The sequence below is a fragment of the Nocardioides sp. TF02-7 genome, from assembly GCF_022437945.1.
GTDB lineage: Bacteria > Actinomycetota > Actinomycetes > Propionibacteriales > Nocardioidaceae > Nocardioides.
Genome location: NZ_CP092535.1, coordinates 3,729,865 through 3,745,906 on the forward strand (window position 1 = coordinate 3,729,865; position 16,042 = coordinate 3,745,906).

17 protein-coding genes and 5 pseudogenes are annotated in these 16,042 nt (G+C 74.8%); 10 read left to right on the plus strand and 12 right to left on the minus strand.

Annotation, left to right across the window (positions count from 1 at the left end; translation table 11 throughout):
- Window positions 1-222 precede the first annotated feature (222 nt).
- From MF408_RS19290 to MF408_RS27170, 3 genes and pseudogenes are all read right to left on the minus strand, one after another.
- Window positions 223-915: a PASTA domain-containing protein gene (locus tag MF408_RS19290; protein ID WP_345893772.1), complete on the minus strand. Its 693-nt coding sequence runs from the start codon at window positions 913-915 to the stop codon at window positions 223-225.
- A gap of 28 nt (window positions 916-943) precedes the next feature.
- Window positions 944-1,294: pseudogene (locus tag MF408_RS27165) on the minus strand (hypothetical protein); the annotation flags it as partial.
- 126 nt (window positions 1,295-1,420) lie between these two features.
- Window positions 1,421-2,278, minus strand: a pseudogene (locus MF408_RS27170) (protein kinase); the annotation flags it as partial.
- A gap of 179 nt (window positions 2,279-2,457) precedes the next feature.
- Here MF408_RS27170 and MF408_RS19300 point away from each other — a divergent pair.
- A complete protein-coding gene (locus tag MF408_RS19300) occupies window positions 2,458-2,838 on the plus strand; it encodes an Rv2175c family DNA-binding protein (protein ID WP_240249026.1) in 381 nt (126 codons plus the stop codon).
- A gap of 50 nt (window positions 2,839-2,888) precedes the next feature.
- On the opposite strand, the gene MF408_RS19305 is transcribed toward MF408_RS19300, so the two are convergent.
- From MF408_RS19305 to MF408_RS19325, 5 genes and pseudogenes are all read right to left on the minus strand, one after another.
- Window positions 2,889-3,203, minus strand: coding sequence for a helix-turn-helix transcriptional regulator (locus tag MF408_RS19305; protein ID WP_240249027.1), 315 nt, complete (start codon window positions 3,201-3,203; stop codon window positions 2,889-2,891).
- A gap of 115 nt (window positions 3,204-3,318) precedes the next feature.
- Window positions 3,319-3,645: pseudogene (locus tag MF408_RS19310) on the minus strand (cupin domain-containing protein); the annotation flags it as partial.
- Between the two features lie 88 nt (window positions 3,646-3,733).
- Window positions 3,734-3,835 (minus strand): annotated as a pseudogene (locus MF408_RS19315) (cupin domain-containing protein); the annotation flags it as partial.
- 25 nt (window positions 3,836-3,860) lie between these two features.
- Window positions 3,861-4,493, minus strand: a complete 633-nt coding sequence (locus MF408_RS19320; RefSeq protein WP_240249028.1) for an NAD(P)H-binding protein — start codon at window positions 4,491-4,493, stop codon at window positions 3,861-3,863.
- A gap of 29 nt (window positions 4,494-4,522) precedes the next feature.
- Window positions 4,523-5,554: a WYL domain-containing protein gene (locus MF408_RS19325; RefSeq protein WP_345893773.1), complete on the minus strand. Its 1,032-nt coding sequence runs from the start codon at window positions 5,552-5,554 to the stop codon at window positions 4,523-4,525.
- 108 nt (window positions 5,555-5,662) lie between these two features.
- Between MF408_RS19325 and MF408_RS19330 the strand changes: the two genes are divergently transcribed.
- Entirely contained in the window at window positions 5,663-6,784 is a 1,122-nt protein-coding gene (locus MF408_RS19330) for an epoxide hydrolase family protein (protein ID WP_240249029.1), read from the plus strand.
- Window positions 6,785-6,942: 158 nt separating this feature from the next.
- Here the strand turns inward: MF408_RS19330 and MF408_RS25895 are convergent, their stop codons facing one another.
- Together MF408_RS25895 and MF408_RS19335 are read right to left on the minus strand one after the other, a co-directional pair.
- Window positions 6,943-7,071, minus strand: coding sequence for a hypothetical protein (locus MF408_RS25895; RefSeq protein ID WP_275693235.1), 129 nt, complete (start codon window positions 7,069-7,071; stop codon window positions 6,943-6,945).
- The gene (locus MF408_RS19335; RefSeq protein WP_240249030.1) at window positions 7,068-8,033 is read right to left on the minus strand and encodes a polyprenyl synthetase family protein; all 966 of its coding nucleotides are present in this window, start codon (window positions 8,031-8,033) and stop codon (window positions 7,068-7,070) included. Before MF408_RS19335 ends, MF408_RS25895 begins: the two co-directional genes overlap by 4 nt.
- A gap of 65 nt (window positions 8,034-8,098) precedes the next feature.
- On the opposite strand from MF408_RS19335, the pseudogene MF408_RS27175 reads away from it, so the two are divergent.
- The 3 genes and pseudogenes from MF408_RS27175 to MF408_RS19345 form a co-directional block, all read left to right on the plus strand.
- A pseudogene (locus tag MF408_RS27175) lies at window positions 8,099-8,500 on the plus strand (methylenetetrahydrofolate reductase); the annotation flags it as partial.
- Between the two features lie 106 nt (window positions 8,501-8,606).
- Window positions 8,607-8,990, plus strand: a complete 384-nt coding sequence (locus MF408_RS27180) for a methylenetetrahydrofolate reductase (protein ID WP_345893774.1) — start codon at window positions 8,607-8,609, stop codon at window positions 8,988-8,990.
- Window positions 8,991-9,096: 106 nt separating this feature from the next.
- A complete protein-coding gene (locus tag MF408_RS19345; protein ID WP_240249031.1) occupies window positions 9,097-10,071 on the plus strand; it encodes an AzlC family ABC transporter permease in 975 nt (324 codons plus the stop codon).
- Window positions 10,072-10,079: 8 nt separating this feature from the next.
- Here MF408_RS19345 and MF408_RS19350 read toward each other — a convergent pair whose 3' ends face one another.
- Both MF408_RS19350 and MF408_RS19355 read right to left on the minus strand, forming a co-directional pair.
- Window positions 10,080-11,384: an FAD-dependent oxidoreductase gene (locus tag MF408_RS19350; RefSeq protein ID WP_240249032.1), complete on the minus strand. Its 1,305-nt coding sequence runs from the start codon at window positions 11,382-11,384 to the stop codon at window positions 10,080-10,082.
- Between the two features lie 40 nt (window positions 11,385-11,424).
- On the minus strand, window positions 11,425-11,898 hold the full coding sequence (locus MF408_RS19355; protein WP_240249033.1) for a YbaK/EbsC family protein: 474 nt from the start codon (window positions 11,896-11,898) through the stop codon (window positions 11,425-11,427).
- Between the two features lie 69 nt (window positions 11,899-11,967).
- Between MF408_RS19355 and MF408_RS19360 the strand changes: the two genes are divergently transcribed.
- From MF408_RS19360 to MF408_RS19380, 5 genes are all read left to right on the plus strand, one after another.
- Window positions 11,968-12,522, plus strand: a complete 555-nt coding sequence (locus MF408_RS19360) for a hypothetical protein (RefSeq protein WP_240249034.1) — start codon at window positions 11,968-11,970, stop codon at window positions 12,520-12,522.
- A 388-nt stretch (window positions 12,523-12,910) separates the two neighbouring features.
- On the plus strand, window positions 12,911-13,426 hold the full coding sequence (locus MF408_RS19365) for an SAV_6107 family HEPN domain-containing protein (protein ID WP_240249035.1): 516 nt from the start codon (window positions 12,911-12,913) through the stop codon (window positions 13,424-13,426).
- A gap of 39 nt (window positions 13,427-13,465) precedes the next feature.
- Window positions 13,466-14,200: a methyltransferase domain-containing protein gene (locus MF408_RS19370; protein WP_240249036.1), complete on the plus strand. Its 735-nt coding sequence runs from the start codon at window positions 13,466-13,468 to the stop codon at window positions 14,198-14,200.
- Between the two features lie 18 nt (window positions 14,201-14,218).
- Window positions 14,219-15,478: a DNA polymerase IV gene (dinB, locus tag MF408_RS19375; RefSeq protein ID WP_240249037.1), complete on the plus strand. Its 1,260-nt coding sequence runs from the start codon at window positions 14,219-14,221 to the stop codon at window positions 15,476-15,478.
- A 121-nt stretch (window positions 15,479-15,599) separates the two neighbouring features.
- Complete coding sequence (locus MF408_RS19380) at window positions 15,600-16,040, plus strand: DUF3040 domain-containing protein (protein ID WP_240249038.1); 441 nt, start codon at window positions 15,600-15,602, stop codon at window positions 16,038-16,040.
- Window positions 16,041-16,042: the final 2 nt, after the last annotated feature.

The following is a 16,042-nucleotide window of genomic DNA, read 5'->3' on the forward strand; positions in this document are numbered from 1 at the left end:
CTCCATTCGGGCCTTGTGGCGCCGGCCGATCACCACGAGACCGGACTCGAGCAACCACGAGGCCTGATTCGACCAACCACGAGGCCCGATTCGACCCACCACGGGGCCCGATTCGACCGACCACGAGGGCCGATTCGACCGACCACGAGGCCGGACTCGACCGACCACGAGGGCCGATTCGACCAACCACGAGGCCCGATTCAACGTGGAGGCGGGCCAGGGTCAGACCACGTAGACGGTGATGGTGCTGCCCTTCTCGGCCATGGTGCCGGCGGGCGGGTTGGTGGAGTAGGCGCGCTCGCCGGTGAAGTAGACCGGCGCGTGCCGGATCCGCACGACGAAGCCGAGGTCCTCGAGGGTCGCGACGGCCTCCTCGGTGGGGTCGTAGAAGACGCTGGGGACCTCGACCAGCTCGGGGCCCTCCGACACCACGAACTCCACCACGTCGCCCTTGAACAGCGTGCCCTCGGCGGGCTCATGGCTGATCACGCCGCCCTCGTCGACGGTGTCGCTGTGCTCGCGGTCGACGACCTCGACCGCGAGCCCGCGGTCCTCGAGCTCCGCCTTCGCCGTCTCGAAGTCCTTGCCGACCCAGTCGCCGACCTTGATCGGCTTGCGGCCCTTGCTGACCACCAGGCCGATCGCGGTGTCGGGCGAGAGGCCCTCGGCCTTCTCGGTCCCGAACTTCGGCAGGCTGCGGATCACCTCGCCCTCGGGCACCGACTCCGACCACCGCCGCTCCACCTTCCCGACGACGAACTTCACCTCCGCGAGCGCCTCGGTCGCCTCCTCGACCGTGTGCCCGCGCAGGTCGGGGACGTCGTAGCGCTCGGGCCCCTTCGACACCGTCAGCACGACCGTGTCGTCGGGCAGGATCCGAGACCCCGCCCCCCGGGTCGCTGCTGATGACCTCACCGGCGGCGACGTGCTCGGAGTAGACGGCGTCGGCGAGCTCGACCTGCAGCCCGGCGTCCTCCAGCCGTTCCTCGGCGGCTGCCTGCGTCAGCCCCACGACGCTCGGCGTCGTCGTGTACCGCGCCCAGCCGAACCAGTAGGCACCGCCGCCCACGGCCGCGGCCAGGAGCGCCGCCAGCAGGAGGAGTACGACGCCGCGTCGCCGTCGTCGGGATCGGCCGGCGACCGGCGTCGGCGGTCCGCCCGCGGGAGGAACGTGATCGTCCGGTGCCTCGATGACCGTCGTCGGCTCGCGGCGCGCCGCCGGGGCCGGTCCGACGACGTCGTCGGCCCGGTCGAGGGCGTCGGCGACCTCGGCCTCGTCCCAGAGCTCGCTCATCGGCTCCGGCACGGTGTCGGTGCGCACGGCCACGGGCCGCAGGTCGGCCTCGAGCTCGGCGTCCTCGCGCACGCCGTCGTGCAGCGCCGCGGTGACCCGGTGCACGTGGTGGAGCAGCACGCCGGCGTCGGCCGGGCGCAGCGACCGGTCGCGGGTCGTCGCGCGGGCGACGAGCGCGTCGACGTACGCCGGGATCCCCGGCGCCCGCTGCGACGGCGGCGGCACGTCCTCGTGGACGTGCTTGTAGGCGACCTGGATCGGGCTCTCGCCGGTGTGCGGCTTGGTGCCGGTGAGCAGCTCGTAGAGGATCACGCCGACCGCGTAGACGTCGACCCGGGCGTCGGCGCGGCCGTCGACCACCAGCTCGGGCGCCAGGTAGGAGACGGTGCCGATCAGCACGCCCTGGGTCGCGGTGTGCTGGGTCTCCGCACTCACCGCGCGCGCCAGGCCGAAGTCGGCCACCTTGATCCGGCCGTCGTCGGCGATGAGCACGTTCTCGGGCTTGACGTCGCGGTGCACCAGGCCGGCGCGGTGCGCGGACGCCAGGGCCGACAGCACCGGGTCGAGCAGGGCGAGCGCCCGCTCGGGCGACATCGGCGCCTCCTTGGTGACGGTGTCGCGCAGCGTGTGGCCGGTGACCAGCTCCATCGCGAGGTAGACCGTGCCCTCGTCCTCGCCCTGGTCGTAGACGGCGACGACGTTGGGGTGCGACAGCCGGGCGGCGGCGCGCGCCTCGCGGACGAACCGCGCCGCGAACTCCTCGTCCCCGGACGTGGCGTCGCCCAGCCCGGCGTGCATGATCTTCACCGCGACCGTGCGGTCGAGCCGCACGTCGTGCGCCTCGTAGACACCGGCCATGCCGCCGCGGGCGATGCGCGGCCCGACGCGGTAGCGACCGTCGAGGAGGCGGCCGACGCGGGGGTCGTTGTCCGGGGTCGCCGAGCTCCGCGCGCGGGCACCACGGGCACGCGTGTCCTCGTGCACAGCGACCCTCCTGTGCAGTCCGTCGGGCTCCGGTGGGGAAGGACCGGAGGCCACATGGTACGTCGGCCGGCGTGGGCGCCCGGGCAGGCTCGCCGCCCGCGCGCGCTGCCCGGGCGCGCCCCCGTCGAGGGCCGGAACCGGGCCGTGCCCGGCTGGACCGCTGCTGGAATGATGGAGGCATGACCGATCCGGCTCCGCGCCTCGCAGACCGCGACCTCGGCGCGCTCGTGGAGGACTGGCTCGACTGGGACGCCGCCGGCGCACGGCTCGGCGTCACGCCGGCCAAGGTGCGCACGATGGTCCGCGACCACCAGCTCGCCGCCGCCGTGCCGGGGGAGGGCCGTCCCCCGATGGTGCCCGCCCTGTTCATCGACGACGAGGGACTGCCGGTCAAGGGGCTGCCCGGCCTGCTGACGCTGCTCCACGACTCCGGCTTCGACGACCGCGAGTGCATCGCCTGGATCTTCCTCGACGCCGACCTTCCCGGCCGTCCGATCGACGCCCTCCGCGAGAACCGCGGCACCGAGGTCAAGCGCCGCGCGCAGGCGCTGGCGTTCTGACCCCGCGTTCTGACCCCGCGCCCTGACCCTGCGCCCGGGCGGCGGGCGGATCAGGCCGACACGTCGCGCAGCCGGTACTGCTGCGGGCTCATGCCGCGCTCGCGCTTGAACGCCGCGCTCAGCGCGAACGGCGTGCTGTAGCCGACCTGGCGGGCCACACTCGCGATGGTGGCCTCCGGGTCGCTGAGCAGGTCGGCGGCCAGGGCCAGCCGCCAGCCGGTGAGGTAGGCCATGGGCGGCTCGCCCATCACGTCGGTGAACCTGCGGGCGAGGGCCGCCCGCGAGATCCCGGCGGCGTCGGCCAGGGACCCGACCGTCCACGGGTGCGCGGGCCGGCCGTGCATGAGACCGAGCACCTGGCCCACCACGGGGTCGTGCTGCCCGCGGAACCACGCGGGCGCGCCGTCCCCTGGCCGTCGTGAACCACTGCCTCAGCGCCGAGATCAGCAGCACGTCGAGGAGCCGGTCGAGCAGTGCGCGCTGGCCGGGGGCCTCGACGGTCACCTCGTGCGCCAGCAGGTCGACCAGGGGCGAGCGCCACTCCTCGCCCCTGACCACGGCCACCGGCGGCAGCGCGGCCAGCAGGGGGCGGCTGACCTCGCCCGCGTGCTCGTAGGTGGCCGTGAGCAGCACGGTGCCGGCCTCGGTGCTGGTCCCCCAGGTGCGGATGCCGAGCGACCACTCGTCGACGAGGCTGCGGCCGTCGTCGGCACTGGTGCACAGGCCGCCCGGCAGCACCACCACCGTCGGCTCGGTCGCGGGCTCGTCGGCGACGGTGTAGAAGCCCGGTCCGCGGACCACCGCCACGTCCCCGGCCGCCAGGCGGGTGGACGCCCCCCTCGTCGGGGACGACGTACGCCGACCCGCGCAGCGGTGTCACGACGGTGAGCGGCGCCGCGTCCTCGATGCGCAGCGCCCACGGCGGCTCCAGCAGCGAGCGGAGCAGGAACGCGCCGCGGGCGCGCGGCCCGTCGAGCAGCGCCTCGAGCACGTCCATGTCGCGGAAGTCTAGGTCAGCCGGGTCAGTACGACAGGCCGGCAGGAGCCCCGACGTAGCGGTCCTCGGTCACGACGTCGAGCACGAAGTGCGCGACGTCGGCGCGGGAGACCTGGAGCGCCAGGTCCCTGGCATCGGGACCGAAGCCGTGGCGGTAGCGACCGGTGAGCGGCCCGTCGGTGTAGGCGGCCGGCCGCACCAGGGTCCACACCAGGCCGCTGGAGCGGACGACCTCCTCCTGCCGCTGGTGGTCGGCGTACGCCTTGCGGAGCAGCATCCCGAACATCAGCCGCTTCCAGACGAAGCTCAGGTTGGCCCGGCTGTCGCCGGCGCCGAGCGTGGAGACGCAGACCAGTCGCTCGACGCCGGCCTCCTTCATCGCGGCGACGGCGGCGCTGGTGCCGGCCTCGCGGATGCCGGCCGCGCGGCCGGCGCCGAGCGCCACGACCACGGCGTCGGCGCCCGCGACCGCCCGTGCCACGACGTCGTGGTCGGTCGCGTCGCCGGCCAGGACGTGCAGCCCCTGGTCGTCGCGGAGCGACGGGTCGAGACGGTCGGGGTCGCGCACCAGCGCGGTGACGTGGTGCCCGGCGGCCAGCGCCTGCTCGACGACGTGGCGGCCGACGGTGCCGGTCGCACCCAGGACGGTGATCTTCATGGTGTTCCTCCTCGGTCGGTTTGACCTGCTCAGTCAAACCGCCGGGATGAGTGGCTCGCCATGGCCGGGACGCTCGGCCGCATACGCGATCGTCCAGTCAGTCGCGGGTGGAGCGGTCGACGGCGCTCGCGTAGCGGGTCGCCAGCACCCGCAGGTGGTCGACGAGCGCGGGCGGCTCCTCGACCCAGAAGTCGATGCCGAGCATGCCGATCCAGACCGCGACCACCTCGAGGCTGTCGCCGCCGGTCACCAGCACGCTGCGCCCGTCGGGGGCGCGGCTCGACGGTGCCGACGGCGGGGTTGATCCGGGCGACCACCTCCTCGGCCGGTGCGTCGACCACGAGGCGGGCGTGCACCGCCCACCCGGTGCGGGCCACCTCCCGCACGACGAACTCGGTGAGGTCGAACGGGTGCGGCTGCGGGGTGAACCGCCGACCGCCGGGGACGCGGAGCCGGATCCAGTCGACGCGGTACGGCGCCCACGCGCCGCTGCCGACGTCGCGCGCCACCAGGAACCAGCGCCGCTGCCACGCCACGAGGTGGTAGGGCTCCAGCTCGAGCCGCGCCTCCCCGTAGTCGCAGCGGATGCCCTGGTGGTCGCGGACCGCCGCGGCCAGCTCGTTGAGCAGGTCGGGGTCGACCACCGGGTCCTCGACGTTGGAGTCGGTGTTGGCCGGGCCGGCGCTCGTCGCCGTCCGGAGCGCCGCCAGCCGCCGGCGCAACCGGTCGGGCAGTACCTGCTCGAGCTTGGCGAGGGCGCGGGTGCCGGACTCCTCGAACCCGGCCATCCCGGTCGCGGCGCGGAGGCCGACCGCGACGGCGACGGCCTCCCCGTCGTCGAGCAGCAGCGGCGGCAGCTTGGCGCCCGCCCCGAGGCGGTAGCGCCCACCCGGGCCGCGGACCGACACGACCGGGTAGCCGAGCTCGCGCAGCCGGGCGACGTCGCTGCGAACCGTGCGGTCGGTCACCCCCATCCGCTCGGCGAGCTCGGCGCCGGACCAGTCGGCCCGCGCCTGCAGCAGTCCCAGCAACGCGAGCAGGCGCTCGGCGGTCGCGGCCACGGCGTACCTCCTCCGGATCTCTCGACGGTCCCGAAAGTACCGGAAGAAACCGTTCCTGAACCACTCCTAGCGTGAGGGTCACGAACCGCGAACTCCCGAGGAGGAGCCATGACCACCACCAACGCCGAGGTCCGCCCGTACGCCGTCCGGGTCCCGCAGTCCGAGCTCGACGACCTGCACGCCCGGCTCGAGCGCACCCGCTTCGCCCCGGCCGCCCCGGGCGACTCCTGGGACTACGGCACGCCGGAGTCCTACCTGCGCGACATGGTGGAGCGCTGGAAGGACTTCGACTGGCGCGCGGTCGAGGACTCGATCAACGCGCACCCCGGCTTCGTGACCGAGATCGACGGTCAGGACATCCACTTCCTCCACGTCCGGTCGTCGGTCGAGGGCGCCACGCCGCTGCTGCTCGCGCACACCTACCCCGGCTCGGTCCTCGACTACCTCGACCTGATCGGCCCGTTGACCGACCCGGTGGCCCACGGCGGCCGGCCCGAGGACGCCTTCCACCTGGTGATCCCGTCGATGCCTGGCCTCGGGTTCTCGGCGCCGGTCACCGAGCCGTGGACGATCGCCCGGGTGGCCGGGGCCTACGACACGTTGATGCGCCGCCTCGGCTACGACGCCTACGGGATCCACGGCAGCGACGCGGGCGCACTGGTGGCGCGCGAGATGGCCGTCGTCGAGCCGGCCGGGTTCCTCGGCGCGCACGTGCTGCACCTGTTCGCGTTCCCCACCGGGGCGCCCGGGGAGATGGACGGGTTCGGCGAGAAGGAGTACGCCGCGCTCGGGCACCTGCAGTGGTTCCAGAGCGTCGGTGGCTACAACCAGATGAACGGCACCCGGCCGCAGACGGTCGCCGCCGGGCTCGCCGACTCCCCGGTCGCCGCGCTCGCCTACAGCGAGCTCTTCGAGAGCTTCGGCAACGGCACCAGCCTGGTGCGGCCCGAGCAGGTGCTCGCCCAGGTGTCGCTCTACTGGCTGACCAACACCTACGCCAGCGCGGTGCGCTACCACTTCGAGGAGCAGCGCGCCGAGCGCGAGCCGGTCGTCAGCCGGGGCCGGCTCGGGGTGGCCGTCTTCAAGGACGACTTCCAGACCATCCGTGCGTTCGCCGAGCGCGACAACGCCGGCATCGAGCACTGGTCGGAGCACCCCCGCGGCGGGCACTTCGCGGCGATGGAGGTGCCCGAGGACCTGGCCGCCGACCTGCGGGTCTTCTTCGCCTAGATGAGTAAGTCCAAGGGGTCGTGCAGGCGAGCGGCGCTCAGCGCCGCCGTGGCAAGGCGCGGTCGCGACGGCGCTGTGGGTCCATCTCCGAGCGGCCGCAACGCCGCCACGGTGGATGCTGAGCGTTGCGCAGCGTGCGAACCCTTGGACTTACTCATCTAGACCGCCCGGCGGGTCGCCGCGGTCGCCAGCCCCTCCAGCACGGCGCAGGCGTGGTCGTCGAGGCCGACCGCCTCCCGAGCCCGGTGGAGGGCGGCGACCGCGCGGCCGGCGAGGTCGTCGATCACGGCCTCCACCTGCTCGGCGGCACCCGAGCGGTCGATGATCCCGCGCAGCTCGGCGACCTCCTCGTCGCCGAGCGCGGTCCCGAGGGCGGCGTCGAGCCGGGCGGCCTCCGCCGGGGAGCGGCGTCGAGGGCGAGCGCCACCAGGACGGTGCGCTTGCCCTCGACCAGGTCGTCGCCCGCGGGCTTCCCGGTGGTCGCCGGGTCGCCGTAGACACCGAGCAGGTCGTCGCGGAGCTGGAAGGCCTCGCCGAGCGGCAGGCCGAACGAGCTGAGCGCCGTCAGCGTCTCTGGGCCGGCGCCGGCGAGTGCGGCGCCGACGTGGAGCGGGCGCTCGATCGAGTACTTCGCGGACTTGTACCGCAGCACCGTCATGGCCGCGTCGACGTCGGCCCGGCCCCGGGCCTGGACGGAGACGTCGAGGAACTGCCCCGCGATCACCTCGGTGCGGCACAGCTCGAGCACGTCCAGCGCAGGAGCGACCCGTTCGAGCGGCAGCCCGCACCGGCGCAGCATCTCGTCGGACCAGGAGAGCAGCAGGTCACCGAGGAGGATGGCGGCGGCGGCGCCGTACTGCTCCGGGTCGCCGGGCCAGCCGGCGTCGCGGTGCAGGGCCGCGAACCCGCGGTGGGTCGCCGGCCGCCCGCGGCGGGTGTCGGAGGCGTCGATCAGGTCGTCGTGGGCGAGCGCGCTCGCGTGCAACAGCTCGAGCGCCGCTCCTGCCCGGACCAGGGCGCGTTCGTCGAAGTCGTCGCGCACCGCGGCGCGGAACCCCCAGTGGCAGAACGCCGCCCGGAACCGCTTGCCGCCGGAGGAGACGGCCCGCGCCTCCGCCACCAGCCGCTCGGCGTCACCGCCCAGCGGTCGGAGCCGCTCGGCCTGCTCGTCGAGGAACGCGTCGATGGCCGCCTGGAGGTCGGCGCGGAACCGCTGCTGCTCGTCGTCGTCCCACGCCTGCCCGCTCATGGCGGCGAGCCTATTGATCACGGACAATGCCCCGCTGAGGGGGTCGCTCTCCTACACTCGCCGCCATGACAACGGGTCGCGGCCGCTCCCTGGGCGACATCATCGGCACGGGCGAGCGCTCGTTCTCGTTCGAGTTCTTCCCGCCCAAGGACGAGGCGGGGGAGCAGCAGCTCTGGAACGCCATCCGCGCGCTCGAGCCCTACCGGCCGACGTTCGTCTCCGTCACCTACGGCGCCGGCGGCAGCAGCCGCGACAAGACCATCGGCATCACCGGGCGGATCGCCCGTGAGACCTCGCTGCTGCCGATCGCCCACCTCACCTGCGTGGGCCACACCCGGGAGGAGCTCGAGTCGATCCTCGACGCGTACGCCGCCGAGGGTGTCTGTCACCTGATGGCGCTGCGCGGCGACCCCACCGAGGGGCCGCGCGCCGACTGGACGCCCACGCCCGGCGGCCTCGACTACGCCGTCGAGCTGGTCGAGCTCGCCCGCTCGCGCGGGGACTTCCGGGTCGGCGTCGCCGCCTTCCCCGAGGGGGCACCCCGCGGCGACGTCGCTCGACGACGACGCCGACGTGCTGGTGGCGAAGGCCCGGGCCGGCGCCGAGTTCGCCGTCACCCAGATGTTCTTCCGTGCCGAGGACTACTTCGGTCTCGTCGACCGGGTGCGTCGACGTGGTGTCGACATGCCGATCCTCCCGGGCATCATGCCGATCCTGAACCTCAACGCGATCCGCCGCCAGGGCGAGCTGATCGGCACCTCGGTGCCCGACGAGGTCGTCGCGCGGATCACCGCCGCCGGCCCCGACCCCGCCGACATCCGCGCGGAGGGCATCCGGCTGGCGGCCGAGCTGTGCGAGGACCTGCTCGCCGGCGGCGCCCCGGGCCTGCACTTCTACACGCTGAACCGGTCGAAGGCGACGCTGGAGATCTTCGAGGCACTGCGGATCACCGTCTGAGGCGCGCCGTGCGGGAGCTCGTCGCGACGAGCCTGCTGGACGAGCCCGCCCTCGCCGCCTGGCGACTGCTCGAGCGCGAGAACCTCCGGCGTACGACGGAGCAGCGGTGAGCTTCCGCTCGGACTTCGTCGACGGCGCCCGCAAGGCGGTCGGGCCGGCGGCCGCCACGCTCGCCCTCGGGATCTCGTTCGGAGCGGCGGCGGCCGCCGCGGGGTGGGGCTTCGCGGCGCCGCTGGCTTTCTCGGCGCTCGCGTTCTCGGGATCGGCGCAGTTCTCGCTGCTCACGACGCTGCAGGCGGGCAGTGCCGTGGCGGCCGTCGCCTCGGCGGTCCTCATCAACGCCCGCTACCTGGTCATGGGGCTCGCGCTCAACGACAGCCTCGAGGGCGGTCGCGGACGGCGGGCGCTGCAGGCGCAGGCCCTGGTCGACGCGTCGTTCGTGGTGGCCCACCGCGGCGGTGGGCGGTTCGACGTGGTGCGGCTCCTCGGGGCCACCGTCCCGCAGTGGACGTGCTGGCTGCTCGGCACCCTCGTGGGGCTGCTCCTGCGGCCCGACCCCGCGATGATGGAGCGGCTAGGCCTCGACGTGGTCTTCCCGGCGTTCTTCCTGCTGCTCGTCCTCGAGGAGATCAAGTCCGCTCGGGCGGCCGCCGCTGCGCTCTGCGGCGGGAGCATCGCGGGGGCGCTCCTGCTGGTGACCGAGCCCGGCTACGCGCTGCTGGCCGCCACGGCGGGGGGCGGCGGTGGCGCTGCTCCCCGGTGCGGAGGAGCAGCCGGCATGAGGGTCTGGTTGTCGGTCCTCGCCGTCGCCGCGGCCAACAGCCTGCTGAAGGCGACCGGGCCGCTCGTGCTCGGCGAGCGGCGGCTGCCACCCGTCGTCCGCCGTGTCGTGGCGCTGGTGGCACCGGTGCTGCTGGCGGGACTGATCGTGGTCGAGCTCGCCGGCCCCGACTGGCGGGGGCTCGACGGTCCGCAGGTGCTGGGCGTCACGGTGGCGGGGCTGGCCTGGTTCCTGCGGGCACCGCTGCTGGTCGCCGTCCTGGTCGGGGCGGCGGCCGCCGCCGCGGTGCGCTTGCTCTGAGCGGGCGGTCAGGCCGGCCCGACGACCTGCGCGACCAGCGCCGCCGACTGCGCGACGAACGGCACGCCCGCGCCGGGCGCGGCGTGCGCGCCGGCGGCGTACACCCCCGCGATCGGGGTGGTGGGCCCGAGTCGGTGCCGCACCGTGCCGCGCCCCTGCCAGAGCACGCCCATCGGCGAGCCGCCCCAGCGGTCGACCTGGTCGCGGGGGGAGAGGTCGACGCGTGCGACGACCTGGTCGCGGACGTCGATGCGGTGGCGGGCCAGCGCGTCGAGCACGTCCTCGGCGATCCGGCCGCGGCCGTGCACCGTCCAGGCCGCGCGGCCCTCGGGCGCCGTGCCGCCCGTGCGCACGGTGAGCAGCGGCTCCGCGTGGAGGACCAGCTCGGCGGGGAGGTCGGGCACGTCACCCTCGAGGCCGACGTGGGCGACGACCGGCGGGATCGCCGGCATCGTGCGCTCGACGAGCGGGGCCAGGGCCGGCAGACGGCGGGGGTCGACCGCGACGACGACCGCGTCGACGTCGATCTCGCCGGTCTCGACCACGACGGCCGCGACCCGCCCGTCGCGGACCACCAGGTCGCGCGCCGGGGTCGAGGTGAGCACGGTGACGCCACGGGTCTCCATCCGCGTCGCGAGGAGGTCGGCGACGCGCGCCATCCCGCCCGGCACCCGCCACACGCCGAAGCACTGCTCGAGATAGCTCGCGACGCCCACCCACGAGGGCACGTTGCGCAGGTCGTGCCCCTCGGCCACCGCCGGGTGGCCGGCGACCAGGGCGAGCCGCTCGTCGCGGAAGTCGCGCCGCAGCCGCTTGTGGAGCGTCTCCCGGCTGCCGAGCAGCGCGGCGAGGTCGCGGGGGACGTCGGTCGGGTCCCAGGGCGCCTCGACGTAGTGGCGGCGGAGGACGTCCCACACCGGCGCATAGCGGTCGACGTGGCGGACCCATGCCTCGCCGAGGCCGGGGGCGAGCTCGTCGAACGCGGCGACCTGCGCGGCCCGGGAGCCGCCCGGGACGACGACGGACGTGCGGTCGGCGAACCGGTGCTCGCGAGCCACCTCCAGCGGCTCGAGCTCGCCGCCGAGCTCGCGCTCGAGGGGGCGGCCGGTCTTGCGGAAGAGGTCGCGCAGCGCCGCCGGCAGCAGCGTCGTGGTCGCCGCACCGTCCCACGTGAAGCCGGCCTCACTCACCGCGCCGAGCGCGCCGCCGAGCGTCGGGGACGCCTCGACCAGCACCACCTGGTGGCCGGTCTTGGCGAGCCGGGCGGCGGACGCGAGACCGCCGAGGCCGCCGCCGACGACGACGATCCTCACCAGCGCCTCACCAGCGCCTCACCAGTGCCTCACCAGTGCCTCACTCGACGTCGACGGGGGTCGCGCCGGTCAACCGGAGCAGCTCGTCGTAGGACGTCGAGAAGACCGCCGCGGGGTGGCCGGCGGCCGCCCACACGACGTCGTACTTCTCCAGCCAGGTGTCGAGGTACGTCGGCACGGGGGAGGGGTGCCCGATCGGCGAGACCCCGCCGATCACCTGACCGGTGTGCTCGCGGACGAAGTCGGGGCTGGCCCGCTTCAGCCGCTCCACGCCGACGGCCGCGGCCGTGCGGACGGTGTCGACGCGGTGGGCGCCGGACGTGAGGATCAGGACCGGCGACCCGCCCGCGTCGAACAGCAGGCTGTTGGCGATCGCGCCGACCTCGCAGCCGAGCGCCTCGGCGGCGAGTGCGGCGGTGTGGACGGAATCGGGCAGAATGACGATCTCGCCAGAACCCCCGCGACGCTCGTGCTCGTCGCGGAACCGGCTGATCGACGGGTGGTCGGCCGACATGGGAGTGACCCTAGGGCAACCGCCCGGGGCACGGACGACAGGTCCGACGGGGAGTCGAGGAGGACTCGGATGCAGAAGCGACCGGCCGCGGTCGAGCTGGCCACGTGGCTGCTGTGGACCCTCGTGGTCGCGGGGCTGGTGATGTCGGTCCTCGTCGTCGTGTTCCGCGACGACCTCGCCGATGCGTGGTCGCCCGCCTCCTCGGACGGGAGCACCGTCCGGCCGCTCGAGTTCGTCCCGGTGATCCTCGTGCTCTACGTCGTGGTCGCGGTGCTCGCGGTCACGCTCATCCCGCTGATGCGCCACGGGCACAACTGGGCCCGGCACTCGCTCGCCTCCATCGTGGTCGGGATCCTCTTCGTCACGGTCGCCACCGTCCGCACCTCCCCGCCGACCCTGTTCCGCTGGCTGATCATCGTGGCCGCGGTCCTCAGCGCCGTCAGCCTGGTGTTCCTGTGGCACCCCCAGTCCCGCCGGCACTGCCTGGAGGAGGACGGGGACGGCGGTCGCTCGGAAGAGGAGGACGGTGCGGGCGCCGGCGACTCCGGTGATGCCGGCGATGCCGCGGACGCGGGGGACGCCGGGGACGCCGTGCGCGGCGGGTCTGCGGCGCGGCGCCCCTGACTGTCTGACCGGCCCGCGGCCCGGGGTGGGAGGGCCCGCCGCGACGTGAGGTTTCCCCGGTCGACCGGGGAAACCTCAACTTGTCGGGCAAAGCAATGCCGGACAAGTGGAGGTTTTGCCCGTCACGTCGCCGCCCCGCCGCCCGGGCCGCCGCCCCGCCTCGCCCCCGCCGTTCCCAACCGCCCGCCACCGCAGCCTTTGGCCCCCGCCCACCGCCGCACGGGCCGACCCCCTGCGCCCCCGCGCCGCCAACCCTTGACGCCCTGTCGGGGGGCGGGTGTACCGTGAACGTGTTCGAACAAACGTTCGAACAGCGAGCCGGCGGGGCGCCTCGACCCCGCCCCGTCGGCTCGACCCGGCCGACACCGCCACACGAAGGGGACCAGCGATGGCGAGCACCCACCCGTCCGGAGCCGGCAGCGCCACCCGGCAGGTCGCAGGGCCGACCCGAGGGTCGGTGCCCGGGCCGATCTCCGGCCCGGTCCACCTGCCGGCCACCACCCACTCCTACCTCCTGCGGGCGGCGGAATCGCTGAGCGAGGCCGTCGCCGCCCGCGACGTCGCGGCGCGCTACGCGTGCGCCCACGTCGCGGCGCTGCGGGCCGCGGCGGCGCTGCTCGCCGCCCGGGCCCGGCCGGCGCCGGGGCGGCGGCGTCCGCAGAAGAACGCCTGGGTGCTGCTCGCCGACGTGGCGCCCGAGCTCGCCGAGTGGGCGTCGTTCTTCGCGGCGGGCGCGGGCAAGCGCGCGGCGGCCGAGGCGGGGTCGAGCCGCGCGGTCACCGAACGGGAGGCCGACGACCTCGTGCGCGACGCCGACCGGTTCCTCGCGGTCGTGGAGCAGGCCCTCGGCCTGGTGCCGCACGTGCCGGTCGGCGACCAGCTGGCCGGGCGAGCGGCAGGCTGACCACCGCCGCGCGGCGGGCGAGGCTCTAGTGTTGCCGTCATGGTCACCAGTGAGCGGCCCGTCGAGCGCCCGGGCTCGGTGCGCACCGCCGTCGTGTGGGACGCGCTCGGGCCGGTCCTCGCGGGAGACCCGCGCGACGTCGTCGACATCGGCGGCGGCACCGGAGGGTTCGCGGTCCGCGTGGCGCGCCTCGGCCACCGGGTCACGGTGGTCGACCCCAGCCCCGACGCGCTCGCGGCGCTCGACCGCCGCGCCCGCGAGGTCGGGGTCGTGGTCGCCGGCCGGCAGGGTGATGTCTCCGGGCTGCTCGACGTGGTCGGCGCCGACAGCGCCGACCTCGTGCTCTGCCACGGCCTCCTCGAGATGGTCGACCCCGTCGCGGCCCTCGCCACCATCCGCCGCGTCCTCCGCCCGGGCGGCGTCCTCAGCCTGCTCGTCGCCCAGCGACACGCGGCCGTCGTGCACCGGGCGATGGCCGGCCACTTCCAGCAGGCGCTCGCCCTGCTCGACGGGGACGACCCGGCCGAGCAGCGCGGCCGATCGGCCCGCCCGACCCGCCGGTTCGCCGCCGACGAGGTGGCCGCGATGGTGCAGCAGGCCGGGTTCGCCGTCACGGCCACCCACGCGGTACGGGTCTTCACCGACCTCGTCCCGGGCTCCCTGCTCGACCAGGAGCCCGGCGCCGCTGCTGCGCTCGCCGACCTCGAGCGCGCAGTCGCCGAGCGCCCCGAGTACCTCCCCCTCGCCACCCAGCTGCACCTGCTCGCCCACTGACCGACCCGGGGCGCCCCGGTGACGGGGCAGACCCGCACCCCGATCGACTGCCACCTGCTGCACGTCGACATGGACGCGTTCTACGCCTCCGTCGCGATCCGCGACCGGCCCGAGCTGCAGGACGTGCCCGTGGTGGTCGGCGGCGGCCACCGCGGGGTCGTGCTGTCGGCCAACTACCCCGCCCGGGCGTACGGCGTCCGGTCCGGCATGTCGGGGGTCGAGGCCCGCCGGATCTGCCCTGGACTGGTCGCGGTGCCGCCCGACTTCGACGTGCTCCGCCCGGTGTCGCGGGCGATCATGGAGACGTTCCGCAGCTTCACGCCGGTGGTCGAGGTGATGTCGCTCGACGAGGCGTTCCTCGACGTCCGCAGTGCCGTCCGCCTGTTCGGCCCGCCGGAGCGGATCGCCGAGCTGATCCGCTCGCGGGTGCGTGCCGAGCACGGCATCACCTGCTCGGTGGGGATCGCCGCCACGGTGTCGGTCGCCAAGCTCGCCAGCCGGCGCGCGAAGCCCGACGGCGTCCTGACCATCCCGCCCCACCGGTTCGCCACCATCGTCCACCCGCTCGACGTGGGCGAGCTCTACGGCGTCGGTGAGGCGACCCGTCGGCGCCTGCACCGGCTCGGGCTGGTCACGGTCGGCGACGTCGCGCGGATCCCGGTCGACGACCTGCGCCGGATGCTCGGCGGGCACCTCGGTGGTCACCTGCACGCGCTGGCCCACGGCGCCGACCGCAGCGAGCTGCACCCCGGCGGTGCCGGCACCTTCGGCTTCGGGGAGGGCACGCCCGAGGGCAGCATGGGCGCCCAACACACGCTCGCCGCCGACACCCGCGACCGCCAGCAGCTCGCGCGCGAGCTGCTGCGCCTCTCGGGCCGCGTCGCCGCCCGGCTCCGCGCCGCCGGCAAGGTCGGCCGCACGGTCGCCCTGACCGTCAGGTGGAGCGACTTCCGCACCATCTCCCGCTCCCGGACGCTGAACGAGCCGACCGACGTGACCGACGACGTTTACCGCGCCGCCCTGGTCCTGCTCGACGCCCTGGGCCCGCTGCGGCAGGCGGTGCGGCTCGTGGGGGTGCGTGTGGAGCGGCTAGTGCCGCGGCAGCGCCTCGACGGGCGGCAGCTCGCGATCGGCGAGCGCGACCCCGGGTGGCCCGACGCCGACCGGGCCGTCGACCGGGCGGTGGACCGGTTCGGGCGGGCTGCGGTACGCCGGGCCAGCCTGCTCGACGGCGCTGCGGGCGGGCCGCCGGGGATGATCCCGACCGATCATGGGTAGTGCCCGAACGTACGGAGTTAGCGGAATTGCCGTGGTCGGCCTACCGGTCGGCGCGGGCCCTGCCTACACTTGCTGCAAGAACCACTGACGGCCCGACCGTCTTCGCACGTGGGAGGAACCGGTGCCACTCTCCGAAGAGGAGCTGCGACTGCTGGAGCAGATGGAGCGGGCCCTCGTCGAGGAAGATCCCAAGTTCGCGTCCACGCTCCGTGGCACCACGCTCCGCCAGGCCGCCCGTCGCCGGGCGCTGCTCGCCGGGGTGGTCTTCGCGATCGGCATCGCCGTCCTCATGGGTGGGGCGATCAGTGGGTGGTGGCAGATCGGCATCCTCGGCTTCGTGATCATGCTCGGGTCCGCCACCGTCGCGCTCAGCGCGATCCGAGGACAGCAGCGGGTCGGAGCCGACCCCGGGCCGACGGCGCACCCGTCCGGCCTCGGTGTCATCCAGGGTGGGCGCTCACGCAGTCGCCGATCCGGCCGGCCCCGGCCCGCGGGCTCCGGATCGTTCATGGCGCGGATGGAGGCTCGCTGGCGTCGTCGCCGCGAGCAGGGCGGCTTCTGACC